The organism is Haloarcula sp. H-hyl2 (genome assembly GCF_056934385.1).
Genome location: NZ_JBRIIJ010000002.1, coordinates 822,586 through 844,168, shown reverse-complemented (window position 1 = coordinate 844,168; position 21,583 = coordinate 822,586). Strand labels below are relative to the sequence as shown.

At 60.9% G+C, this 21,583-nt stretch carries 22 protein-coding genes and 1 pseudogene; 8 read left to right on the top strand and 15 right to left on the bottom strand.

The window, feature by feature from the left end:
* Positions 1 to 587 precede the first annotated feature (587 nt).
* Positions 588 to 2,855 carry a phosphoenolpyruvate synthase gene (ppsA, locus tag Hhyl2_RS14195; RefSeq protein WP_483551423.1) on the top strand — a complete coding sequence of 756 codons (2,268 nt, stop codon included), beginning with the start codon at positions 588 to 590 and terminating at the stop codon, positions 2,853 to 2,855.
* Positions 2,856 to 3,089: 234 nt separating this feature from the next.
* Here ppsA and rdfA read toward each other — a convergent pair whose 3' ends face one another.
* The 5 genes from rdfA to Hhyl2_RS14170 all read right to left on the bottom strand — a co-directional run bounded on the left by rdfA (position 3,090) and on the right by Hhyl2_RS14170 (position 9,471).
* A complete protein-coding gene (gene rdfA / locus Hhyl2_RS14190) occupies positions 3,090 to 3,728 on the bottom strand; it encodes a rod-determining factor RdfA (RefSeq protein ID WP_483551422.1) in 639 nt (212 codons plus the stop codon).
* 350 nt (positions 3,729 to 4,078) lie between these two features.
* Positions 4,079 to 5,134: a TrmB family transcriptional regulator gene (locus Hhyl2_RS14185; RefSeq protein ID WP_483551421.1), complete on the bottom strand. Its 1,056-nt coding sequence runs from the start codon at positions 5,132 to 5,134 to the stop codon at positions 4,079 to 4,081.
* A 25-nt stretch (positions 5,135 to 5,159) separates the two neighbouring features.
* The gene (locus tag Hhyl2_RS14180) at positions 5,160 to 6,320 is read right to left on the bottom strand and encodes an ABC transporter ATP-binding protein (protein WP_483551420.1); all 1,161 of its coding nucleotides are present in this window, start codon (positions 6,318 to 6,320) and stop codon (positions 5,160 to 5,162) included.
* Positions 6,321 to 6,828: 508 nt separating this feature from the next.
* On the bottom strand, positions 6,829 to 7,521 hold the full coding sequence (locus Hhyl2_RS14175) for a YesL family protein (protein ID WP_483551419.1): 693 nt from the start codon (positions 7,519 to 7,521) through the stop codon (positions 6,829 to 6,831).
* A gap of 18 nt (positions 7,522 to 7,539) precedes the next feature.
* Positions 7,540 to 9,471, bottom strand: coding sequence for an MGH1-like glycoside hydrolase domain-containing protein (locus Hhyl2_RS14170; protein WP_483551418.1), 1,932 nt, complete (start codon positions 9,469 to 9,471; stop codon positions 7,540 to 7,542).
* 112 nt (positions 9,472 to 9,583) lie between these two features.
* On the opposite strand from Hhyl2_RS14170, the gene Hhyl2_RS14165 reads away from it, so the two are divergent.
* From Hhyl2_RS14165 to Hhyl2_RS14145, 5 genes and pseudogenes are all read left to right on the top strand, one after another.
* Positions 9,584 to 10,951 carry an ABC transporter substrate-binding protein gene (locus Hhyl2_RS14165; protein ID WP_483551417.1) on the top strand — a complete coding sequence of 456 codons (1,368 nt, stop codon included), beginning with the start codon at positions 9,584 to 9,586 and terminating at the stop codon, positions 10,949 to 10,951.
* Positions 10,952 to 10,958: 7 nt separating this feature from the next.
* Positions 10,959 to 11,975: a carbohydrate ABC transporter permease gene (locus Hhyl2_RS14160; protein WP_483551416.1), complete on the top strand. Its 1,017-nt coding sequence runs from the start codon at positions 10,959 to 10,961 to the stop codon at positions 11,973 to 11,975.
* Positions 11,975 to 12,841 (top strand): carbohydrate ABC transporter permease, encoded by an 867-nt coding sequence (locus Hhyl2_RS14155; protein ID WP_483551415.1) that lies wholly within the window; start codon positions 11,975 to 11,977, stop codon positions 12,839 to 12,841. Before Hhyl2_RS14160 ends, Hhyl2_RS14155 begins: the two co-directional genes overlap by 1 nt.
* Positions 12,842 to 13,029: 188 nt before the next feature.
* Positions 13,030 to 13,310: pseudogene (locus tag Hhyl2_RS14150) on the top strand (toxin-antitoxin system TumE family protein).
* On the top strand, positions 13,307 to 13,732 hold the full coding sequence (locus Hhyl2_RS14145; RefSeq protein WP_483551414.1) for an HVO_A0114 family putative DNA-binding protein: 426 nt from the start codon (positions 13,307 to 13,309) through the stop codon (positions 13,730 to 13,732). Before Hhyl2_RS14150 ends, Hhyl2_RS14145 begins: the two are co-directional and overlap by 4 nt.
* A gap of 208 nt (positions 13,733 to 13,940) precedes the next feature.
* Here Hhyl2_RS14145 and Hhyl2_RS14140 read toward each other — a convergent pair whose 3' ends face one another.
* The 8 genes from Hhyl2_RS14140 to Hhyl2_RS14105 form a co-directional block, all read right to left on the bottom strand.
* Entirely contained in the window at positions 13,941 to 14,291 is a 351-nt protein-coding gene (locus Hhyl2_RS14140; protein WP_483551413.1) for a rhodanese-like domain-containing protein, read from the bottom strand.
* Positions 14,292 to 14,329: 38 nt separating this feature from the next.
* Positions 14,330 to 14,890: an NUDIX hydrolase gene (locus Hhyl2_RS14135; protein ID WP_483551412.1), complete on the bottom strand. Its 561-nt coding sequence runs from the start codon at positions 14,888 to 14,890 to the stop codon at positions 14,330 to 14,332.
* Positions 14,887 to 15,429, bottom strand: coding sequence for an NUDIX hydrolase (locus Hhyl2_RS14130; protein WP_483551411.1), 543 nt, complete (start codon positions 15,427 to 15,429; stop codon positions 14,887 to 14,889). The genes Hhyl2_RS14135 and Hhyl2_RS14130 overlap by 4 nt, the downstream gene beginning before the upstream one ends.
* Positions 15,426 to 15,839, bottom strand: a complete 414-nt coding sequence (locus Hhyl2_RS14125; protein ID WP_483551410.1) for a hypothetical protein — start codon at positions 15,837 to 15,839, stop codon at positions 15,426 to 15,428. The genes Hhyl2_RS14130 and Hhyl2_RS14125 overlap by 4 nt, the downstream gene beginning before the upstream one ends.
* On the bottom strand, positions 15,839 to 16,252 hold the full coding sequence (locus Hhyl2_RS14120; protein WP_483551409.1) for a DUF5809 family protein: 414 nt from the start codon (positions 16,250 to 16,252) through the stop codon (positions 15,839 to 15,841). Before Hhyl2_RS14120 ends, Hhyl2_RS14125 begins: the two co-directional genes overlap by 1 nt.
* Before the next feature lie 24 nt (positions 16,253 to 16,276).
* On the bottom strand, positions 16,277 to 16,726 hold the full coding sequence (locus tag Hhyl2_RS14115; RefSeq protein WP_483551408.1) for a DUF5810 domain-containing protein: 450 nt from the start codon (positions 16,724 to 16,726) through the stop codon (positions 16,277 to 16,279).
* Between the two features lie 63 nt (positions 16,727 to 16,789).
* The gene (locus Hhyl2_RS14110; RefSeq protein ID WP_483551407.1) at positions 16,790 to 17,287 is read right to left on the bottom strand and encodes a GNAT family N-acetyltransferase; all 498 of its coding nucleotides are present in this window, start codon (positions 17,285 to 17,287) and stop codon (positions 16,790 to 16,792) included.
* A 334-nt stretch (positions 17,288 to 17,621) separates the two neighbouring features.
* Positions 17,622 to 19,595: an aconitate hydratase gene (locus Hhyl2_RS14105; RefSeq protein ID WP_483551406.1), complete on the bottom strand. Its 1,974-nt coding sequence runs from the start codon at positions 19,593 to 19,595 to the stop codon at positions 17,622 to 17,624.
* A 138-nt stretch (positions 19,596 to 19,733) separates the two neighbouring features.
* On the opposite strand from Hhyl2_RS14105, the gene Hhyl2_RS14100 reads away from it, so the two are divergent.
* A complete protein-coding gene (locus tag Hhyl2_RS14100) occupies positions 19,734 to 20,195 on the top strand; it encodes a deoxyuridine 5'-triphosphate nucleotidohydrolase (protein ID WP_483551405.1) in 462 nt (153 codons plus the stop codon).
* Positions 20,196 to 20,239: 44 nt separating this feature from the next.
* Here Hhyl2_RS14100 and Hhyl2_RS14095 read toward each other — a convergent pair whose 3' ends face one another.
* On the bottom strand, positions 20,240 to 20,674 hold the full coding sequence (locus tag Hhyl2_RS14095) for an acyl-CoA thioesterase (protein WP_483551404.1): 435 nt from the start codon (positions 20,672 to 20,674) through the stop codon (positions 20,240 to 20,242).
* A gap of 84 nt (positions 20,675 to 20,758) precedes the next feature.
* Between Hhyl2_RS14095 and Hhyl2_RS14090 the strand changes: the two genes are divergently transcribed.
* The gene (locus Hhyl2_RS14090) at positions 20,759 to 20,908 is read left to right on the top strand and encodes a 50S ribosomal protein L40e (RefSeq protein ID WP_276178089.1); all 150 of its coding nucleotides are present in this window, start codon (positions 20,759 to 20,761) and stop codon (positions 20,906 to 20,908) included.
* A gap of 48 nt (positions 20,909 to 20,956) precedes the next feature.
* On the opposite strand, the gene Hhyl2_RS14085 is transcribed toward Hhyl2_RS14090, so the two are convergent.
* Positions 20,957 to 21,568 (bottom strand): MBL fold metallo-hydrolase, encoded by a 612-nt coding sequence (locus tag Hhyl2_RS14085; protein ID WP_483551402.1) that lies wholly within the window; start codon positions 21,566 to 21,568, stop codon positions 20,957 to 20,959.
* Positions 21,569 to 21,583: the final 15 nt, after the last annotated feature.

Genomic DNA, 21,583 nt, shown 5'->3' with positions numbered 1-21,583 from the left:
AGGAAGCTCACTAGCTTACCATATGTGTTTTTTCGTAACAAGGTCCGATTGCCGCGTTCGGAGTGCGATTACTGCGGCACCATCGTCAAAGAGTCGTCTGACAACTCGTCGATCTCCGCGATAACGATCTCCGGTCTGTTGTGGACGTCTAGATCGACTAGGAGACGATCTCTGGGGCTAATCGGTACGGGATCTGGTCGGGGAGCTTCCCGAACCGAAGCGACAGATCAAATCGTTCACCGTGTGACGTTCGACTCCCGTACGCTACTACCGCCCTGAGGTGGTTTGGCGAAGTACTGTGGTTTCATACCGAATGTATTAAGTAACCTCGTAGTTTCTGGACAGGTGGCTGATGAGATAAGGCATACTCCGGCCCCAGTCCAGAGCAGATGGTATCAACCCGACCCCGAGGTTACGCTCATCAGCCCAACCATATGTTCGATGGCGAATGTAAGGGCCGTTCGTGTACCCTTTCTTCGCCATCAGTTCTAGTATAATATCAGTACTTCAACGTGCGGCTAAAATAACTCAGGAGCATCCGGCCTACCCCAATAATTTAAGTAGTAGAATCGAATTGGTAGAGGTACATGCCAGTCGCATGGCTAAGTACCATTAGCCGAGATGACGTCGACACCGTGGGCGGGAAAGGAGCCTCGCTCGGTGAATTACGGACCGCGGGACTCCCCGTACCACCCGCATTCGTCGTCACAGCCGAGACGTATCGGACCTTCATCGAAGATGCTAATATAGCTGCGGAACTTTTCAAAACCGTAGACGTTGACCGAGAGGACTCCGCAGCGCTGGCTGAGGCGGCACAGCACGCCCGGAAGCTCATCGTCGACGCGGACCTCCCAGATCATGTTGCATCTGATATCCACGCAGCATACGACAGTTTTGATGGGGATCCCTTCGTCGCAGTTCGTTCTTCAGCGACTGCTGAGGACCTGCCCGATGCGTCATTCGCTGGCCAACAAGAGACGTTTCTCAATATCGACCAATCAGATCTAATCGACTCGATCAAACGGTGCTGGGCATCCTTGTTTACCCAGCGAGCGATCTACTATCGCGACGAACAGGGGTTTTCCCATTCCAACGTGGACATCGCGGTCGTCGTTCAGCGGATGGTAGATGCTGAGAAATCTGGAGTCATGTTCACGAGCCATCCTTCTACGGGTGCATCCGAAATTACTGTCGAGGCTGCATGGGGCCTCGGTGAGGCCGTCGTCTCCGGCGCTGTCTCGCCAGACAACTATACCTACGATAGAGAGAGTGAATCGGTTGATTCGGTGACTGTCGCGACAAAAAAGATAATGCACCGTCGAGACGACGAAACCGGCGAAACTATCAAACAGTCTGTCCCGGAAGAGCGACAGACTGAACGTGTACTCGACAAGGAAGAACTGGCTGAACTCCACCGAATCGGTGAGATGGTCGAGGATCATTATGGACAACCGCAAGACGTGGAGTGGGCGATCGACGAGGGAACTGTCTATCTATTGCAGTCCCGACCGATCACGACCATCGAACAATCCGAGCAGACGACGGACTCGACTGAGCACGAAGGAAACGGAGATGTTCTTGTTGATGGGTTGGCTGCGAGTCCTGGGCGGGCAACGGGTGCAGTCCGTATTGTCGGTACTTTGGACCAACTCGATAAGGTAAACCAGGGGGACATCATCGTGGCTGAGATGACTACGCCAGACATGGTTCCGGCAATGAAACGAGCCGATGCACTGGTGACCGACGAAGGCGGGATGACCAGCCATGCAGCCATCGTCTCTCGGGAGCTAGGAGTGCCAGCCGTTATTGGGACAGAGACAGCGACAGAGACGCTGACAGATGACCAGATGGTATCGATCGACGGCGATAGAGGAATCGTAGCCGATGGCCATCGGCCACCCGACAACGACGAGGTGAGCCAGACTGAAACGGGTACAGAAGCAGGCCATCGTATCAACAGCAAGCCGATGACCGCGACCGATATCAAGATAAACGTCTCCATCCCGGAGGCTGCCGAACGAGCAGCTGCAACCGGTGCGGACGGTGTCGGACTGCTTCGGATGGAACACATGGTGTTGTCGACCGGGAAGACACCGCAGCAGTACGTGGCCGATCACGGTACCGAGGCGTTCGTCAATACGCTCACTGAATCGATGCGAACCGTGGCCGAAGAATTTTATCCGCTACCAGTCCGCATCCGAACGCTTGACGCCCCAACCGACGAGTTTCGCCAATTAGAGGGCGGTGAAAACGAACACGAGGAGCACAACCCGATGCTCGGCTACCGGGGCATCCGAAGATCACTAGCTGAAGACGAGACGTTCAAACTTCAGCTACAAGCGTTCCAGCAGCTCTACGAGATGGGCTACGATAGTGTCGAACTGATGCTCCCACTCGTAACTGACGCCGAAGACGTGGTCCGAGCACGGAAGATCATGGAATCGGGCGGGTTCGAACCCGAGAAACGCTCCTGGGGGGTGATGATCGAAACTCCCGCAAGTGCGCTGTGCATCGAGGATATCTGCGATTGCGGTGTCGATTTTGTCTCGTTCGGAACCAACGATCTGACCCAGTACACATTGGCTGTCGACAGGAACAACGGGACTGTCGCTGACCGGTACGACGAACTCCATCCAGCAGTGCTTCAGTTGATGAGTGACGTGATCGACACCTGCCAAACGTACGATGTGGAGACTAGCATCTGTGGACAGGCCGCCTCCAACCCTCGGATGGTTCGAGAACTTGTCGAGACAGGCGTCTCCTCGATCAGTGTAAACGTTGACGCTGTTAGGGATACACAGCGCGAAGTCAAGCGTGTCGAACAACAACTCATCTTAGAATCTGTCCGGCAGTGAGTGAGACAAACACGGAATGGCGTACGACTCCGAATCAAATACCAGGTTTGATTTTCTCGCTTCAGCATGCCCCCAAAGTGTCGCTGTTGTCAATCTTTCACCCCACAGTTAAACAGATATCCCCAGTATAGATAGATCTATCCTCTATAGACCCATATATGGCGGTTTGAATATATTATTCGGATTTTAAATTATAACTTGACCCATTTGTCCATATAAATAGATAACATGATATTATTTTTGGTCTGGACAATCGCACTTCCCTTCCGAAAGGAGCTGTCCGATATCGTATTGTTTCCCACAATCTGTACACATTACACTAACATCTACGAATACCTCTAGATCACCCGTCGATAGCTGATCCGTTTTACGGAGACGTGAGACCGTATTTTCCGTGACGGCGAGTGTACGGCTCTGGAGGCGCTGGACTGTTTCGATTGCATTTTCGACCTTCTCTGCCTCATCTGGCCTTTCAAACTCTGTTTTGTGGTATTCAGTAAGATATGTGTGAACAGCCTGGTGAGTGACAAAATTCGATGTCAACTGATCCACGTCGATATCGTTGTGTTTTAATTCGTTTTCTACGTCTGTTTTTACACCGGCACTAACGTCATCCCTCAACGCCCGGTATTTCTTCTCTATTTCGCTCTGAATAGGATTTAATCCACTTTCGCTCAATTCTTCAGCCAAGATACGTTTGTTGATGATATCTGCGAGATCGCGGAGACTCGTTCGTTCGCCCCCGGTGCCAGTCCAGCGTGCCTTGAGTTCCTCGTCCAGCCCACTCAATCCGTACTCATCGATTACTCGACCGACTTTGAAATCGGTCGGGCTGCGCAGAGTGTCATCCGTTTCTTCGCTCGTTTGGTTCATGTATGATATATACACTTAGTCCGTTTATAATTTATTGACGTACCGCTCCCGTATTGACCTGCTACTGTGACGTATACGCCATCTTTCGACGAAAGCACCGGAACAATCCGGGCTGGCCCATCCTGCGGAATCGTACTCGTTGTACTTGTCGTCGTCCGAATCGTTCGCAACCGTGTGTGCCAGCTATAGTAACAATTGAAACGATGTACACACCGATCGCACTGCCGTCGTGCGATCGGGTGTGCATTGACTTTCAATGGCTACGATATGCCGAAGCGATCAAAACGTGCTTCAGGTCTCAGAACCAATCTCGACCACGCCTCGATTAATCCGTAATACCGATTCTTACCTCAAGCAATCGACTCCACAACGAACCGCCTTCCTTCAATGTCTTCTAACATAGCCCCCCAGCCACCAATATTGAACGTCCCTTCGGCAGTCTCCATTTTGATGGATGCTTCTTCAGTAAACGTAGCCAGTGCCGGTCCGTTTTCTCCGGGAGTATACGTGATATCGACGACGGTGCCTGTGAGTCGTTTCTCCACTGCTTCAGTCTGGAGTTGCCCATGTACCGTGAGTATGATCTTCTTCCCAGCATCGAACGCTGTGTAGATATCCCTGATACATTCACGGATGTTGGTGTAAACCCGCGGCGTTCCAGTTTCACGCCCGGAATAGATCGTCGGCCACGGCTCCCAGAACGCCGTCTGGAAATACCAGTCAACCATATGAGAGAGAGAATAGTCGTTGATGAGAAGTCCGTACCGCTGTGCCGGGTGAACCGATTCGGCCGGCGTGAAGCAGGCTGATAAACGATCGACCAGTACCAAGAACGGAGTCGGAAGGCGACGGTGCCTCACTTCGGTCACAACGCCCTCGAAATCGAAGTCCGGTGGTTCCTCCACACCGGTGATAGTCGCCTTGATGACGACACCACGGTCGTGTGCACTGACGAGTGCCGATTTGAGTGTTTGGTATTGGTCCGGTGTTAGTGCAATCTGAATCTCGTTTTTCGCATCCTCGATCTTCTCTGCGGCCCGGTCGAACACAGAGTCAGCGGGTCGAATGACGCTGACTTGGTGGTTTTCGACTGTCGGCTCCTCCCAACGGTCCTCTAGTTCCGACCCTGCATCGGCGACAGTTTCGGCGTATGTGTCGAGTTTTTCGACGATCTCGGTGGGATCCCGGGCACGTGCTCGCATACTGTCTTCTTCGTAGGTCTCGACGTACCCACTCGCTTCCAGATTCCGGAGTACATCGTAGATACGAGCCTGTGGCACACCGCTGGCGTTGGCAATCTCCGTCGCCGATGCGCTCCCCAACTCAAGTACGGTAATATAAGCCTCGGCTTCATATTGTGTGAGACCAACATCTTCGAGTGTCGATCGGAGCGTCTCCGTATCCATGACCTGCAATTGGTCAACGCCGTGGTTAAATTGTGACGCCTTCGGGGAGTGATTCAGTCTCGACGGCACGGTTGAAAATAGTCGTTCCCGAGTCCGTCTCGAAGGCGTGGATTCGGTCGTGTGGGAACCGGAGGCGAACATCCTGCCCCAGGGAAATGTTATAGGATCCGTCGACAGAGGCAACCATCTCTGTTCTGCCGACACGGACGTGCAGGAGGTTTTCCCGGCCCATCGGTTCGACAACCTCGACAGTAGCAGGAACAGTAGCTGGTCCCGATGAACTCGCCAGTTCGATATCTTCGGGACGGATCCCCAACGTGACTGACGACACACGACCGATTTGTTCTGCCTGCTCGTCAGCGAATCCATATTCGACTCCATCGCCGGTTCCGATATCGTTTGCAGTATCGTATGCCAGGTCCAGGAAATTCATGCTAGGTGAGCCGATGAATCCTGCGACGAACCGATTGGCGGGTTCGTGGTAACACTCTAGCGGTGTCCCCAGTTGCTGGAGCTGCCCGTCGTTGAGGACGGCAATACGATCCCCCATGGTCATCGCTTCGGTCTGGTCGTGAGTCACGTAGACTGTGGCGACACCGAGCTGCTCGTGGAGTTGCTGAAGCTCCGTTCGCATTTCCGTGCGGAGCTTGGCGTCGAGGTTCGAGAGGGGCTCGTCCATCAGGAACACCTGCGGCTCGCGGACGATGGCCCGCCCGAGCGCGACGCGTTGTTTTTGTCCGCCCGAGAGCGCGCCGGGTCGGCGTTCGAGCAGTTCTGAGATACTCAGCATCTCGGCAGTCTCGGAGACCCGACTATCGATCTCGGCGTCTTCGAGTTCCGTTGTCATCTCCAGTCCGAAGCGCATATTCTCCCGGACAGTCTTGTGCGGGTACAACGCGTAGTTCTGGAACACCATCGCGATGTTCCTGTCTTTGGGCTTCTTGTCGTTGACGACCGTCCCACCGACACTGATCTCACCATCGCTGATCTCTTCGAGACCGGCGAGCAGTCGGAGTGTGGTCGATTTTCCGCAGCCCGATGGACCAACTAATACGAGGAATTCTCCCTCGCGAACGGAGATGTCGAGGTCGTCGACTGCGACGACGTCACCGTCGTCGGAGTCGAACACTTTCGTGACGCCGTCGTACTCGACGGCCGGTAGTTGTCGCTGTTCAGCACTCGCCATGTTCTATCATGACTGTCATACCGAGGCCCCATAATTGTTACTACTGGAGTAGTGATGGCTGTTCAAGTGCTCAAACCGACCAACCACGGTATGAAATCCGAGGCCAGATACAGAAACCACTGCACTGTCCAGGATACTCCGAGCCATAGCAGTCCCCAGGGTGCGGAGACGATGACCGGCCGGACAGGCCAGCGTGCCCCTGGATGTGTCATCCCGCGTGGATAGACGTAATCCGCCACGAAGTGCAGTGCCATTCCGAGCGTGATGAAGTGTATCGTGGTCGCGGCCACGGGCGAAAGCAGGCCGACGGACTCTAGACCAGCATACACGACTGCTGGCAACAGGAACGTATGGAGCGCCCACGAACGGTGGACATGTTCCCGGAGCGCATCCAGTTCCGGGAGGACTGTCCCAGTGACCAATGGCACAGCGACTAGTGGGTGATGTCCGATGACGACAGCAAGAAATGCGACTGGAACCGCACTGGCCACGTGAATCTCACGTCGGGTCATCCCTGCTCACCGACCCTGAGTTGTCCTTGGTAGGCGCGGACGACTCTGAGTGCACCCTCACCGGTGGTTTCCTCGTACGTAACCACTTCGAGCACGCCCAACAAACCGGGCAGCAAGACCACGACAGCCACGCCCAATCCGAAGCAGAGCAGTAGTAGTAGGGCCGCAAAGAGGACGTGTAACACGGTAAACGACGGTGTTTCGATGAGCAGACGACCGCTGTCCCAGAGCGCCTGTTTGGGGGCTGTAGCCCCCGTTCTGGCGACGAGTGATGCCGCTCTGAACACACCAACGAGTGTAACGACGGTCGCGTAGAGCCCGATGATGGTTCCGATAAGTAGCGTCCCGCTCTGATTGGCGATGGCGAGACTGGCGTACAAGCCCGTCGAGACAGCCACTGCAATCAGCGGCAGGCCGAGGACGAGCCCCGGTCGAAACTGGTCGACGAAGGTTGTTTTGAACCGGCTGAGACGATCCCGTTCGGTGACTTTTTCTCCCGCTGATTCACCTGTCACACCGGCCGTCTGCGCCGCGACGAGCGCGAGAATAGCCGGCCCAACGGTGACGACCGGGAGCGCCACGATGGAGAAAGCAAGACTCAGTACGACGACGCTAGTCAGGTCCGAATACGCCACTCTCCCGAATGCCGCCAACGTGCCAGTCGGATCCAGTCTGGGCCGGTCAGTCATAGCATCGTACTCGGTCGTTCACTGTCGGATTTCACGGGGTGGTTCGACGGAGGTACCCTGGATTGCCTGCAGACACGCCAGTGGCGCAGCGGCTGCCCAAGCCTGTGGTTCACAGGCTTCACCGTACGTGACTGGAACGTCGGTTTCGCTCCGGTCGAAGCCAGCGAACAGCTCGGGCAGTCTGTCGTTGCCACGAGCGCGAGCAGCTTCGATTAGCCCGTCAGCGACTCGGCTGGCAGCGTCCTGTCGTCCATAGCGGGCCATCCCGAGAGCGACGATCGAGTTGTCGTGGGGCCAGACGCTGCCGAGGTGATAACTCTGCGGGTTGTACGCCTGGTGGTTCGCAGACAGTGTCCTGATCCCCCACCCCGTGAACATATCGGGTGCGAGTAGTCGGTCGATCACGGCGTCCGCCCGGGTCTCAGGAACGATACCGCTCCAGAGACAGTGACCAGGATTCGTGGTGATCGACGGGACTGGGTCACCGCCTTCCTCGACTGCTACCGCGTAGAACTCCTCGTCTGAGAGCCAGAACGCCTCGTCGAAGCGCTGTTTGACACGTTCGGCGTCCGTTTCGAGAGTTCTCGCGTACTGTTGCTTCTCCATCTCGCTGGCCAGTTCCGCTCCTCGTCGTTTCGCGTCATATTCGTAGCCCTGCACCTCCGCGACCGCAAGGGAGCCGCTGGGGTAGCTCCCGTCCGGGTAGACGATACCGTCACTGCTGTCTTTCCATCCCTGGTGGCGGAGTTGGCCGGATCCCGCCCCATCGAGCCCGTACGCCAGTAGCCCACCGTCGGTTCGTCGTGCATGATCGTCGAGCCACGCCAGTGCACGCCGCACGTTGGGCCAGAGTTCGGCGAGGAAGTCGTCGTCGCCGGTGCGTCGCCACGTCTCGTGGACCAAGACAACGAACAGTGGTGTCGCGTCGACGGTCCCATAGTACGGGCGATGTGGCACGAGTCCGCGGGCCGTCAACTCGCCGTGTCGGATCTCGTGAAGTATCTTCCCCGGTTGTGCGTCCCGGTCCACGTCGTAGCTCTCGGCCTGGTGTGCGCCCAGATACCGGCAGGTCCCTTTCGCGAGGTCCGTGCTCACTCCCAGTGACTGGAAGGCAGTGATGATCGAGTCCCGACCGAACGCCGTTGCGAACCATGGCACACCGGCAGCCGGTACTGGCCCGTGTTCGGTCGGGAGTTGGAGTTCGAGCAGATTCTCGTGACTCTCTTGGAGAACTGGTGTCCACGAGTGATCGTGGTCGGGGAGCGTGGCGGTCTCGGTCCACGTCTCCGCTCGTTCTCGAACAGTCTCTCGGGCTATCGCCAGTTGCTTCCCCGGTACTTCCGGGCCGTCGACGGTCACCGCTACCGGGACAGACCTGGACTCGCTGGGGGCGAGTGAGAGATCCGCTTCGATCGTCCCATCGATTCGATCCTCCCCTGACACCACATCGATCGAGACGTCCTCGGCCTGATCCAGAGTGATCGAGACAGACCGCGAGAAAGCCATATCGTCGGGAGAGTACCGAAACGTAAGTCCCATCTCGTGACGATCGACCTCAATCGTTCGGTCGAGATCAGCGACCATTCCACGGACCTCGAAGAGGTCGTCGAACTGGGAGCCAAGAGCCAGAGAGAGCGAGGTCTCGATTCGCTCTCCGGACAGGTTCGAGACAGTGAGATCTTCGAAGAGACCGTCGGCAACGAACTGCCGGCGGCTGACGTGAAGCTTCCGGGACCCCTTCTCAAGCGGCGTTCCGAGGTGTAACAACCGCTCACCTGGGTGAACATCTACAACTTCGAGTGAGTTCAGTTCCTCGTCTACCGAGAGCCTGTAGTCGTCCAGATGCCGAACGTCCCGATAGTAGAAGCCGTCGTGATCCCTGGTCGGCCGGCCTTCCGAGTCTGTCACGAGGAAGGTCGAACCCATGATTACTGTGCTATCGGTCTTCATCGTACTCCGATTTGCGTAGGTGGGGTAATAAATGCCCGGCTTGTCACTACTGGAGTAGTGAAGACAGCAAAAGTATTTTATACTCTTAGTTATTCGTTCTGCACGAACATACATGTCAGACCGTGCCAACGGGAACTCCATTTCCCGCCGGCGGTTCGTTCAGAGTGCAAGTATCGCTGGACTTACGGCCACTGTCGCCGGTTGTCTCGGCGGCAGTGATGGTGGAAGCAGGCAGAACACTGCAGATGGGTCCAGTGGCAGTGGTGACGGATCCACGACCACGTCAGGAGACCAGACCGCGACGCCGATGAACGCGGATATCACCCTCTCCGGGTGGGCGGCAAACAACGAAGAGTCCGCGCTGGTCAAGGAACTCGTGGCCAGTTTCGAGGAATCGCATAGCGGAATTTCGGTGGATTACAACCCCATCCAGTCCAAGTACAAACAGAAGATCAAGACACAACTGGGGGCAGGCAACGCACCCGACGCATTCTACGTCGACTCGTCGTACTTCCCATCGTTCGCGTCGGCCGATGTGTTGCTCTCCATGGACGAACTCGAAGCGTCCGAGGAGTACAATACCGACGACTTCTTCCAGCCACTGCTGGAAGCGTTCCGGTTCGACGGGACATTGTACGGGGTCCCGAAGGACTTCTCGACGCTGGGGCTGTTCCACAACACCGCGATGCTCGAAGAGGCCAGTGTCGAACCGCCGGAGACGTGGTCAGCTCTGGAAGACACACTCTCGGCGCTCAAGGACAACGTCTCCAACGAGAATTTCAAGGCCCCGATGATCGAGTATGCGAACGCTCGGTCCTGGTGGGCATTCCTGTTCCAGAACGGCGGTCAGGTCCTCTCGGAGGATGGCAGCGAGGTAGTGTTCGCGAGTGACGCCGGTGTCGAAGCACTCGAGTATCTCGTCGGACTCAGAGAGGATGGCCTTCTGGCGTTGCCGACCGACCTCGGGTCTGGCTGGCACGGGGCCGCGCTCGCGAGCCAGGAGGTCGCGACTGCCGTTCTGGGCCCGTGGGGCCTCCCGTTCCTCGAAGGATACGAGGACAATCCGGATATCAACGACCAGGTCGACGTTGCACATCTTCCGACGCCGAGCGATGGACAGAAAGCGACGATCGCCTACACGGTCTCCTACAGCGCTTCGGCAAACACTGACAGTCCTGCGGCCGCGCGAGAGCTGATCCGCAGTCTCACTGGCGACGAAGGGATGTCACGGTGGGCACGCAAAGGACTCGCCCTCTCCGCTCGGCAGTCCCATTCGGACCTGGACTACTACCAGAACCACCCGCGCCGGAAGACGCTGCTCGATGCCGGTGCGTGGTCGCACCCCTTCTCGTTCGGTCCCAATAGCGAATCGATCGTCAACCGTGTGCGTCCACAGCTAGAGGCAGCGATGCTGGGCGAGAAATCGCCGTCCGACGCACTGGAGACGGCACAGACGAAGATCAACAGCGAGGTCTTCTGAGATACCAATGGCCACCGAGAGCCAGCGATCAGTTACCGACGCCGTCACGAGAGTGCGACACGCCCTGACGAAACTCAAGCGGTCCGTCGGAATCACCGAGGACCAGAACAATCTGATGGGGGCCGCCTTCGTCGCGCCTAACATCATCGTGTTCTCGGCGTTCTTGCTGGGACCTGTCCTCTACGCGTTCTACATCTCCTTCCAGGAGTGGAGTATCCTGGCTGGCTCGGGCCAGTGGGTCGGACTCACCAACTACGTGACGGTACTGCAGCCACTCCCCCTCACCGTCGAGAACGGCGGGCTGAGCTGGAACCCGAAAGTGTTCACCGATCCCGCGACGAGCCTGTGGTGGTATTCGCTGAAGAACACCTTCGTCTACGCCATCGGAACCGTGCCACTGCAGATCTTTGGCGGACTCGCTGTCGCACTGATGCTCGACAAACGCGTCCGGTTCAAGAAGGCCTATCGCGCCGCCTACTTCATGCCCGTGATGCTCTCGGGGGCCGCCTCGGCCGTGATGTGGCGGTGGTTCCTCGCTGGAGACGGCGTCATCAACGGGCTCTTGCCGACGTTCCTCGAACACAACTGGGCCGGTGACCCCGGGACCGCGCTGGGTGGGGTTATGTTGATGGCTATCTGGGGCGGTATCGGCTCGAACATGATCTTCTTTCTCGCGGGGTTGCAGAACATCCCCGAAGAACTGTACGAAGCAGCCCGTATCGACGGGGCGAGTCGCTGGCACCGGTTCCGCCACGTCACGTGGCCGAACCTCGGGAACACGAACTTCTTCGTCTTCGTGATGGCGATCATCTCTGCGTTTCAGGTGTTCGGCATCGCGCTGGTGTTCTCCGAGGGGGGGCCGGTATACTCGACGACGACATCCGTCCTGCTCATCTACCAGCGTGCCTTCGAAGAAGGGGCGTTCGGTGAGGGGGCCGCGATGGCGTTCGTCCTCTTCCTGATCATCTTCACCTTCAGCTACTATCAGTACCGCTACCGTGACCAAGCGGAGGTGGATTACTGATGGCTCGGTCCGACTACGAGTATCCCGGCTACGATCGAACGGGCGTCGGCTACTGGTCGAAGACGACGCTGCTCTATGCAGCTGTCACTGCCGGAGCTCTCTGGATGACTCTGCCGTTCTGGTGGACGCTCACCACGTCGCTTTCTGCGACCCCGACAGCGTCGTCGGTGTCGTTCATCCCTGCCGCACCGACACTTGAGAACTTCATCACCCTCTGGGAGCGACCCGACATTCCGCTCGTCCGGTGGTTCATCAATACAGTCATCTTTGCCGGTGCGGTAACCACGTTCAACCTGATCTTCGACTCGCTGGCAGGCTACTCGCTGGCGAAGATCGACTTCTGGGGGCGTGACAAGCTGTTCCTGGGGTTCATTTCGACGATGATGATCCCAGCGATGGTGACGCTGATCCCCGTGTACCTGATCCTCACCCAACTCGGGTGGATCAACACGTACCAGGGACTGATTGCCCCGCTCGTGGCGAACCCACTGGGGATCTTCCTGTTGCGCCAGCACTTCAAGTCGCTTCCCTCGGCACTGGGAGACGCGGCCAAGATCGACGGGTGTAACGAGTTCCAGACCTTCTACAAGATCTATCTCCCGCTGGCGAAGCCCGCACTGGCGACACTCGGGATCTTCACGTTCATGGGTGCCTGGAACAACTTCCAGTGGCCCCTGATCATCGCCAACGACACGAACATGTACACGCTTCCCGTGGCGCTGTTCGCTGTCCGGAACCAGTACTTCGCCGAATGGGGACTGATGATGGCTGCGGCACTGATCATCGTCGCTCCGGTCATCGTGGCCTTCCTCGCCGCACAGAACTACTTCATCCGTGGCATGAGCCTTTCCGGGATGAAAGGCTGACCAGATATATCGTCGTATGTCATTGCTACTACTCCAGATTTGATCTGTTGGACTGCCTGATAAAACAGTTTGAATGCCGTTGGACAGTCGGCTCCGAAAATGTCACTGATTGACTTTCCGAGACGGATTCGTCACCTATGGGGTTAGAACCAGATGATATAGTGATGGGGGACAGACCATAGTCCGAGATGGGCCACGAGGTCATCGAAGACGTCGAAACTCGTGACGGCAGGCGGGTCGTCCGGCGGAAGATATACCGGACGGACGATTCGCAGTATCCGAGTGCGACCGATACGCGCTCCACTACGGGTACACCGACGCTCGTGGCACCATCCTTCGTTACGACAACGAGAACGAGACACCAGGGCGGCACGAGAAGCACACGACCGACGGGGTCGAACCGATCGAGTTTCCGGGGATGCTGGCGCTCCGGGACCGATTCGTCACCGAGGTCGAGGCGTTACCATGACCACCAACACACTCAAAATTACGTTCGGACAGGCCGACGACCAGCGAGCGGCAGCGCGGGAGCGCCTCCGGCGAGCCGAAGCCGGCGACCGCGGGGACGAGATCGAGCAGGACGCGCGGTTCGTCCTGAACTTCGAGGAGTTCGCCGAGGTCGAGAAACTGATGCGGACGTCGAACCTCACCCTGCTCGAAGCGATCGTGAACGAGCGACCCGAGAGCATCCGACAGACAGCTGCGGCTGTCGACCGGGACTACAAGGAGGTCCATCGGAACCTCGAAGAACTAGAGTCGCTGGGAGTCATCGAGTTCGAACAGGACGGCGCGAGCAAGAAGCCGGTGCTTCGAGGCGGTGCCGAAACCATCGACTTCTCGTTCAGCATCGAGCGCGGTTCGGTCGGTGAGCATCCGGGTGCCTCCGTGTGACAGGATCCCGAGGAACACGCGGAGATACGGCAAGCTCGAACACGAGTGAGCGCCCCGAGAGTCGATAGACGAGTTTTTCCGGTGGGGCGATATACCACCCGATGGTGGCGATGACGAACCGTTACCCCCGCTGAGCCCCTTGTGACGATAGCTTCACCCGAGCCACCACTCGTTACCGACGAGCGACATCGATACCCGGACGGCAGTGTCAGAACGGCGCTGCCGGCCCTTCGTCGGCCTCGTCGGATTCAGCACTCTGGAGCGGGCCGTCCCAGCCGTCCAGTCCCGGCGCAAAGCTCTCGACGGTGCCGTCGAACCCCTCGTAGGAGGCGATGAGCCGTGCGGCCTGGACGCTGGATTTGCCGTGTGGGCAGACGGTGACGACACGGGCTTCGTCTGCGAACTGTTCGACCTCGTCGACGAGTCGTCCCAGCGGGACGTTCTCGCTGCCGGGGATGTGGCCCCTGTCGAAGGCCCCGGGCGAGCGGATGTCGACGACGCTCGCGTCGTCGTCTTCGAGTCGCAACTCCAGTTCGTCGATCCCGATTTCGCCGTCCATACCGGGCGCTAGCGGGCGAGCCCTAAACGTGCACCGGACTACAGCAGGCCGTCCTCGCGGGCGAGCAACAGCGGCGTGACGGCCCACTCGGTCGTGATCGAGGCGTCCGTGCGCACCGTCGCAACAGCATCGTCGACAGGCACGTGGCGTGTCTCGATCTCCTCGCCATCCTCCAGGTCGGGGTCGCCTGCGGTGAGACCGTCGGCGACGAAGACGTGGCGCCGGGCCCGGACCCAGCCGTTCGGAACGTACGTCTCGACGTGGGTGACGTCGGCGGCGCGGTAGCCAGTCTCTTCCCGGAGTTCGCGAACGGCCGTCTCACGCGGCGTCTCACCGGGATCGACACCGCCGGTCGGGAGTTCGAGCGTCTGCTGGCGCAGGCGGGGCCGGTACTGCTCGACGAAGACGACGGCACCGTCGTCGACGGCGACGACCGTCGCCGCGTCGGCGGGATCGATCCAGTAGTACGCTGCCTGCGCCCCGTCGGGGCGTTCGACCGTGTCCGACCCGGCGTCGAAGAAAGGGTTCGACCACGTGACGGCCGTGTCTCGCACGCGCCACTCGGGGTCGGCAGGGAGCCAGTCGGGTCCCTCGGTCACAGTAGCCCCTCGGCCTGCGCCAGGAGGATGCCCTCGATGGTCGCGTCGTTGGCGGGTTCCTGGCGGGCGACGTCGAGCGCGTCTTCGACGGGGACGGTCGTCACCGAGAGGAACTCGTTGTCGTCCAGGTCACTCTCGACGGGCTCCAGCCCTTCGGCGAAGACGATGCCCCGGCGGTGTCGAAGAACGCCGGTCGAACACCAGAACGCCTCCAGCAGCGAGAGGCCGCCGGCCGCGAAGCCGGTCTCCTCGCGGAGTTCGCGCTCGCCGGCGGTCGTGTAGGACTCGCCGTCCTCGACGATGCCGGCAGGGAGTTCCAGACACTGCTCGCGGATGGTCGGCCGGAACTGGTCGACCATGACGAGTTCGTCGCCGGTGGTGGCCACGACGACGACGGCGTCGGGGAGTTCGGCCCAGTAGTAGTCCTTCTCGGAGCCGTCCGGTTGTCGCACGCGGTCGTAGCCGCCGGTGTACCAGCCGGTCTCGTACTCGGCGGCCGAGTCGACGACGGGCCAGTCCCAGTCCTGGGCGTCGGTCATACCTGCTGTGTGACCGCGAGGCGGTAAAACGTGCCGTTGTGGCCGACGACGACGCCGTCCCCGGCGGCCGCGTCGTCGTACTGCTGGACCAGCGCGTCGCGCTCGTCGAACGGCGAGTGGGTGAACGCCCCCTTCAGTCCGACGGGGCCGCGCCAGTACGGATCGGAACGGCCCTCGCTGTCGGCCGTGGCGTTGCCGAGCGCGGCCGTCGTGAACGGGTACCGGAGCTCCGAGAGCGCGCTGGCGTTGACCGCCGTCCCGTTCTCGACGCTGTAGGTCCCCTCGACCGGTGTCGCGGTGAGGTAGTAGGGGTCGCCGCTCTTGAGCAGCGACGGGAGCGCTCCCAGCGCCAGCAGGAGGACGACCACGGCGAGGATGCCCAGAAGCGTGTTGCGTGTGACCGGCCGCATCAGACGACCTCGCGGTAGAGGCGACCGAACGCCTGCCGCCGGAGGGTGCCGACCGCCGCCCGGCGCTCGTCCTGGAAGGTCGCTGCGACCGCCTCGTCGGCGAAGGTCGGGGCGTGCCAGACGACGTTGTCGACGTTCTCCGAGCCGACGACGGTGACCGCGTGGTCAGTTTCGGCCCGCCAGTCGTCGAACTCCGCGCGGGTACCGACGGTGACCGCGAGCGACTCGGCGAAGATGACGTCTCGGGCCGTCTCGACGACGTCGCTCGTGACCCGCTGTTCGTACGCCTCGGCGTCCAGTCCCATCGCCTTCGCGACCTCCTTGACGACGACCTGTGCTGTCGGTCCGACCGCGTCGTAGCGGTCGCGAGCCTCGGCGACTGTCGACGGCGAGAACTGCCCCTCGGTCTCCATGCCCGGGGTTAGGCGACCACGGGACTACTGGGTTTCGTCTCCGGACGCGTCGTCCGCGTCGGTTGCCTCGCTATCCTCGTCTACATCCTCGACTGTGTCCTCGTCGAGCATCTCGCGGGTGAGGTCTCTCGCTTCGGCCAGGACCTCGCGGTCGGCGTCGCTGAGCGACCGGCTGCCGCGGTGGGCGTCGCTCCCGGCCGGGAGGTCACCACCCTGCGCGTGCGAGTGGTCGTGGTCGCGCGAGTGGCCGTGATCGGTCGTGTCCTCGAAGACCTGCGGATAGTCAGCCTCGTCGGCGTGGTCGACGACGACCTCGGCCAACTCCGATTCGCCCATCGACCCCCAGTCGGGAACGTGCTCGTCGAGCCAGGCCTCGTGGGCGTCGTCGCCGGTGATCGCCGTGAAGGCCAGATGGTTCGCGAGGTGGCGAGCGTCGGTCTGTGGGTCGGTACAGACGGGACAGGCGTAGCCCATTGCCAGAACGTCAGGCCGTCGAGACCTATCAACTGTCGGGTCTCGTCGTGCCGCCGATCTCGGTTACTCCAGCAACCGGACCATCACGTGGGCGTTGGCCCCGTTGCTGTAGTAGTTGGGGATGGTCTTTCGGTGTTCGAAGTCGAACGCCCGATAGAGGCGCATCGCGCCGTCGTTGTCGGCCCGGACCTCTAGTTTGACCGAGCGTGCGCCGGTGGCCGCCAGGACGCCGAGTGCCCGTGACAGCAGCGCAGTCGCGACCCCCTGGCGGCGGTGGTCGGGGCGAACAGCCAGGTCCTTGACGTGGCCCAGCGGTGTCCCGTGGTTCGGGACCGTGTCGGCGATGACGTAGCCGGCGACGGTCGGCGCGGTCGTGGGGTCGTCGGTCTCGGCGACCAGAAACCCCTCCTCGCCGAGATAGCTCTCCAGTGCGGAGAACGGCCAGGGCTGTGGGAACACCGTCTGCTCGATGCGGTGGACCTCCAGCAGGTCCGCCCGCTCGGCCGGACGGATGACCGGCGGGTCCGACGTCGTCGGCCCGTCGGGGGACACCGTCGTCACGACCCGGGATACGGCTGGCGAGTACAAAGGCGTTGTCGCCAGGACACGGTCCGGCCCCCGCGTGAACGTCTCGCACGGCGACACGACGGCCACAAGGTTCATATCCATCAGCGACTAACCCTTAGGTGCACCCAATTTGGGTGCCACCACCCCCCACCACCCACCCCCTCTTTCCACTTTCCACACTCCTCTCAGCGGTCGCGCCGTGACAGTTCCGTCAGCGGCCGTGTTTTCGCCCGTCGAGCACGTCTCGAACGGCAGAGCGTATCGTGACCGGCAACGCTGTCGCTTGCCGATGTGTCGTCGCTAAAAAAATGCGGTGGTCGGAGTCGACTCAGTCGTCCGCGGGTGCGGCGCCGCCCTCGTCGTGTTGCATCTTCGTGTGGGGCAGCTTGCCACCGTCGGCGAGGATCTCGCGTTCGCGCGCGGAGGCGTCCAGCGTGGCCGTGGCCTCCCAGTCGTCGTTGATCCGGATGGTGAACTCCGCCTGGCCCGAACGGACGGCCTCGGCGACGTCGTCGACGATCTCGATGTCGTCGCCCTGCTCGATGTTCGTGTAGGTCTCCTCGTCGATCTCCAGCGGGACGATGCCGAAGTTGAAGAGGTTCGCCTTGTGGATGCGGGCGAAGCTCTGTGCGAAGACGGCCTCGATACCGAGGTACATCGGACAGAGGGCCGCGTGCTCACGCGAGGAGCCCTGGCCGTAGTTCTCCCCCGCAACGAGGACGCCGCCGTCGGCGTCGAGCGAGCGCTGGGCGAAGGTATCGTCGACGCGCGAGAGGGTGAACTCCGAGAGCTTCGGGACGTTCGACCGGTACATCAGGATGTCCTGCGTGGCCGGGATGATGTGGTCCGTGGTGATGTTGTCCTCCATCTTCAGGAGGGCCTCACCGCCGACCTCGCTCTCGAGGGGGTCTTTCAGCGGCACGTCGCCGATGTTGGGCCCCTTGATGAGTTCGTCGTCGACGGCCTCGTCGGGCGCGATGAGGTCCGATTCGGAGTTGCCGATGTACTCGTCGGGCATCTCCAGGCCGGGTGCCTCCAGGTCGCCGAGGTCGTCGGCCAGGTCGCGCGGGTCGACGATCTCGCCGGCGATGGCCGCCGCGGTGGCGACCTCGGGCGAACAGAGGTAGACGTTGTCGTCCTCGATTCCCGACCGACCCTCGAAGTTGCGGTTGAAGGTCCGCAGCGAGACCGAGTCGCTGGCGGGGACGTGGCCGATGCCGATACAGGCACCACACGTCGCCTCGGAGAAGTTGACGCCGGCCGCCATCATCTCCGCGGTCCAGCCCTCGCGGGCCAGCATCTCGGAGGCCTGCTTGGAGCCGGGTGCGACGATCATCTCGGTCTTCTTGTCGATGTTGCGCCCTTCGAGCATCTTCGCGCTCGGGAGGATGTCCTCGTAGGCGCCGTTCGTACAGGAGCCGATGATGACCTGTTCGACGTCCGTACCTTCGACTTCTCGCACCGGCACGACGTTGTCGGGCATCGACGGCTCGGCGATGAGCGGCTCCAGGTCCGAGAGGTCGACGACGATCTCGTCGTCGTACTCGGCGTCGTCGTCGGGCTGGAGCTCCTCGTGGACGTCCTCGCGGCCGAGACGTTCGAGGTAATCCTTGGTGTTCTCGTCGGTCGGGAAGATCGAGGAGGTCGCACCGAGTTCCGTCCCCATGTTGGTGATCGTCGTCCGCTCCGGAACGGAGAGGGTCTCGACACCGGGGCCGGTGTACTCCAGGACCTTGCCGACGCCGCCCTTCACGGAGAGGCGACGGAGCAGCTCGAGGATGACGTCCTTGGCGGTCGCCCACTCGGGCAGCTCGCCCTCGAGGCGGACGTTGACGACCTCGGGCATGTCGATGTAGTAGGCACCGCCACCCATGGCGACGGCGACGTCGAGGCCACCGGAACCGATGGCGAGTTCACCGAGGCCACCGGGGGTCGGCGTGTGCGAGTCCGAACCCAGCATCGTCTTGCCGGGTGCGGCGAAGTTCTCCTTGTGGACGTTGTGACAGATACCGTTGCCCGGGCGCGAGAAGTGCGCACCGAAGGTCCCCGCGGCCGACCGGAGGAAGCGGTGGTCGTCCGTGTTCTTGAAGTCGAACTGATAGGTCTGGTGGTCACAGTACTGGGCGGCCAGTTCCGTCTGGACCTCTTCGAGGCCCAGCGCTTCGAACTGGAGCCAGACGAGCGTGCCGGTCGTGTCCTGTGTGAGCACCTGGTCGATCTCGATACCGATCTCTTCGCCGGGTGTCAGCTCCCCTTCGACGAGATGGTCGTCGAGAATCTTTTCCGTAAGCGTCTGTCCCATAACGTCCGAACGTCGACGGCGCGCGCGTATAAATCCCGCGTATCCTGCCCTATTTTTCATCTTTCGGAACCGCCTGGCGTGGGGCTAACGCTGCCCAGAAGCGGCAGTACTTTCGCGCACGCGCTCCCAGTCGCGTCCATGTTCAAGAGCGGCCGTTTCGTCGCCGAGAAGCTGGACGACCTCCGTCCCGAACAGGTCCAGCCCAACGGCGTCGACCTCACGCTGGGAACCGTCTACGAGCAGGTCGAGTCCGGCCACGTCGGCCGCGAGGGCAAGACCGTCGGCGAGCGCCGGGAACTCGACGCGGAGGACGGCGTCTACTACCTCGACCCCGGTGGCTACATCGTCCAGTACGGCGACCGCGTCGTCATCCCGGAGGGCCACGTCGGCTTTCTGTATCCCCGGTCGTCGCTGCTGCGTAACTCCTGCATGCTGGATACGGCAGTCTGGGACGCCGGCTACGAGGGCAAGGGCGAGGGGCTGCTGGAGGTCCACCACCCTATCGAACTGGAAGAAGGTGCCCGCATCGCACAGCTCGTCCTCGCGGAGGCGGCCCACGAGGGGACCTACGAGGGGAGCTACCAGCGCGAGAATCTCTAAGTCGCTGTCACGACGGAGTCGGCGCGACTCCAGTGTGCTCGCGACTACGGTTCGTCCGCGAGCGCCTGCTCGCGCAGTTCCCTGCAGCGCTCGCTCTCCGCCGTGAGTTCCGGCACCGGCGTCGGCTTCCCGTCCTCGATGGCGACGAACGTCGCGTAGGCGCTGGTCGTCCGCTCGGTCTCGCCGGTGTGGGGGTTCTCGCGTGACACTTCGATGTGGACCCGGACGCTGGTCCGGCCGGTCGCGTACGCGTAGGACTCGATACGGGCGTTGTCCCCGATGGGGATCGGCCGCTCGAAGTCCACGCGGGACATCTGGGCGGTGACACAGGATTGCCGTGCGGCCCGCATCGCCGACATCGCCCCGAACTCGTCCATCCACTTCATCACGATGCCCCCGTGGGCACTCTCGTAGTTGTTCGCGTCGCCGGGCTGGACCCGTTCGCGGTTGACGATGTGCGTCTCCTCGATGGTGGGCATACCCCCGCTTGGGCGGCGCCCGTGAAAACGGTGTGCTCGCACCGAAACTCAAAGCTTAAACGGCCCCACTGGCAACGGACGCGCATGGCTAGCTTCGAAGAAGCGTCAGAGCGACTCCTCAACAAGCAGATCTGCATGCGCTGTAACGCCCGGAACCCCCAGCGAGCACAGCAGTGCCGGAAGTGCGGCTACGGCAAGCTGCGCCCGAAGGCCAAGGAACCGCGATCCGCATAACCGAGTCGCTTTCTCAGTCTCCCTCGCGCCGGCCCAGCGGCCGCACTATCACTCGTCCGGATACTTGGGTTCGCGCCGTTCGGCCCGTTCCAGCGCGCGCTCGACGATACTCCGGACGTCGCCGTGGAAGACGCTTCCGTGACCGGAGTACATGTGCTCGACGCCGTCGGGCATCCGGTCGAGCAGGTCCCGGATGCTCTCGATGAGTCGCTCGCGTGACTGGCCGGGGTAGTCGGTCCGGCCGAACGAGCCACCCTCGAAGGCGCCGTCGTCGTGGACGACCACGTCCCCCGAGAACAGCGAGGCGTCAGAGACCAGCGAGACGTGGTCGTCGGCGTGGCCCGGCGTGTAGACCACCTCGCAGTCCTCGTCGCCGATCAGGACCGTATCGCCGTCCGCGAGCGCGTGGTCACGGCGGGCGTGGTCGCCGTAGGCGTACAGGTCGGCGTCGAAGGCGTCGAGGACGGCGTCGAGTTGCTCGACGTGGTCGCCGTGCTGGTGGGTCAGGACGACGGCATCGAGCGTGTCGGTGTGTTCCCGGACGGCCTCGACGACGCCGTCGTAGGCGCCGGCGTCGACCAGTGTGGGTCGCTCGCCGGTCGCGAGATAGGCGTTGCAGGTGAACGTCTCGGCGTCGGCGGTGACGGTATGGACCTCCATAGCGGGGTGGTCGAC

What these genes read in the sequence shown, in the direction of transcription:
- Hhyl2_RS14185 (WP_483551421.1), bottom strand. Translation starts at nt 5,134, where the DNA reads ATGGATACGGAGACGCTCCGATCGACACTCGAAGATGTTGGTCTCACA.
- Hhyl2_RS14090 (WP_276178089.1), top strand. Translation starts at nt 20,759, where the DNA reads ATGGCTAGCTTCGAAGAAGCGTCAGAGCGACTCCTCAACAAGCAGATC.
- Hhyl2_RS14095 (WP_483551404.1), bottom strand. Translation starts at nt 20,674, where the DNA reads ATGCCCACCATCGAGGAGACGCACATCGTCAACCGCGAACGGGTCCAG.
- Hhyl2_RS14105 (WP_483551406.1), bottom strand. Translation starts at nt 19,595, where the DNA reads ATGGGACAGACGCTTACGGAAAAGATTCTCGACGACCATCTCGTCGAA.
- Hhyl2_RS14175 (WP_483551419.1), bottom strand. Translation starts at nt 7,521, where the DNA reads ATGACTGACCGGCCCAGACTGGATCCGACTGGCACGTTGGCGGCATTC.
- Hhyl2_RS14145 (WP_483551414.1), top strand. Translation starts at nt 13,307, where the DNA reads ATGACCACCAACACACTCAAAATTACGTTCGGACAGGCCGACGACCAG.
- Hhyl2_RS14165 (WP_483551417.1), top strand. Translation starts at nt 9,584, where the DNA reads ATGTCAGACCGTGCCAACGGGAACTCCATTTCCCGCCGGCGGTTCGTT.
- Hhyl2_RS14180 (WP_483551420.1), bottom strand. Translation starts at nt 6,320, where the DNA reads ATGGCGAGTGCTGAACAGCGACAACTACCGGCCGTCGAGTACGACGGC.
- Hhyl2_RS14160 (WP_483551416.1), top strand. Translation starts at nt 10,959, where the DNA reads ATGGCCACCGAGAGCCAGCGATCAGTTACCGACGCCGTCACGAGAGTG.
- Hhyl2_RS14100 (WP_483551405.1), top strand. Translation starts at nt 19,734, where the DNA reads ATGTTCAAGAGCGGCCGTTTCGTCGCCGAGAAGCTGGACGACCTCCGT.
- Hhyl2_RS14130 (WP_483551411.1), bottom strand. Translation starts at nt 15,429, where the DNA reads ATGACCGACGCCCAGGACTGGGACTGGCCCGTCGTCGACTCGGCCGCC.
- Hhyl2_RS14115 (WP_483551408.1), bottom strand. Translation starts at nt 16,726, where the DNA reads ATGGGCTACGCCTGTCCCGTCTGTACCGACCCACAGACCGACGCTCGC.
- Hhyl2_RS14085 (WP_483551402.1), bottom strand. Translation starts at nt 21,568, where the DNA reads ATGGAGGTCCATACCGTCACCGCCGACGCCGAGACGTTCACCTGCAAC.
- Hhyl2_RS14170 (WP_483551418.1), bottom strand. Translation starts at nt 9,471, where the DNA reads ATGAAGACCGATAGCACAGTAATCATGGGTTCGACCTTCCTCGTGACA.
- Hhyl2_RS14120 (WP_483551409.1), bottom strand. Translation starts at nt 16,252, where the DNA reads ATGGAGACCGAGGGGCAGTTCTCGCCGTCGACAGTCGCCGAGGCTCGC.
- Hhyl2_RS14155 (WP_483551415.1), top strand. Translation starts at nt 11,975, where the DNA reads ATGGCTCGGTCCGACTACGAGTATCCCGGCTACGATCGAACGGGCGTC.
- Hhyl2_RS14140 (WP_483551413.1), bottom strand. Translation starts at nt 14,291, where the DNA reads ATGGACGGCGAAATCGGGATCGACGAACTGGAGTTGCGACTCGAAGAC.
- rdfA (WP_483551422.1), bottom strand. Translation starts at nt 3,728, where the DNA reads ATGAACCAAACGAGCGAAGAAACGGATGACACTCTGCGCAGCCCGACC.
- ppsA (WP_483551423.1), top strand. Translation starts at nt 588, where the DNA reads ATGCCAGTCGCATGGCTAAGTACCATTAGCCGAGATGACGTCGACACC.
- Hhyl2_RS14125 (WP_483551410.1), bottom strand. Translation starts at nt 15,839, where the DNA reads ATGCGGCCGGTCACACGCAACACGCTTCTGGGCATCCTCGCCGTGGTC.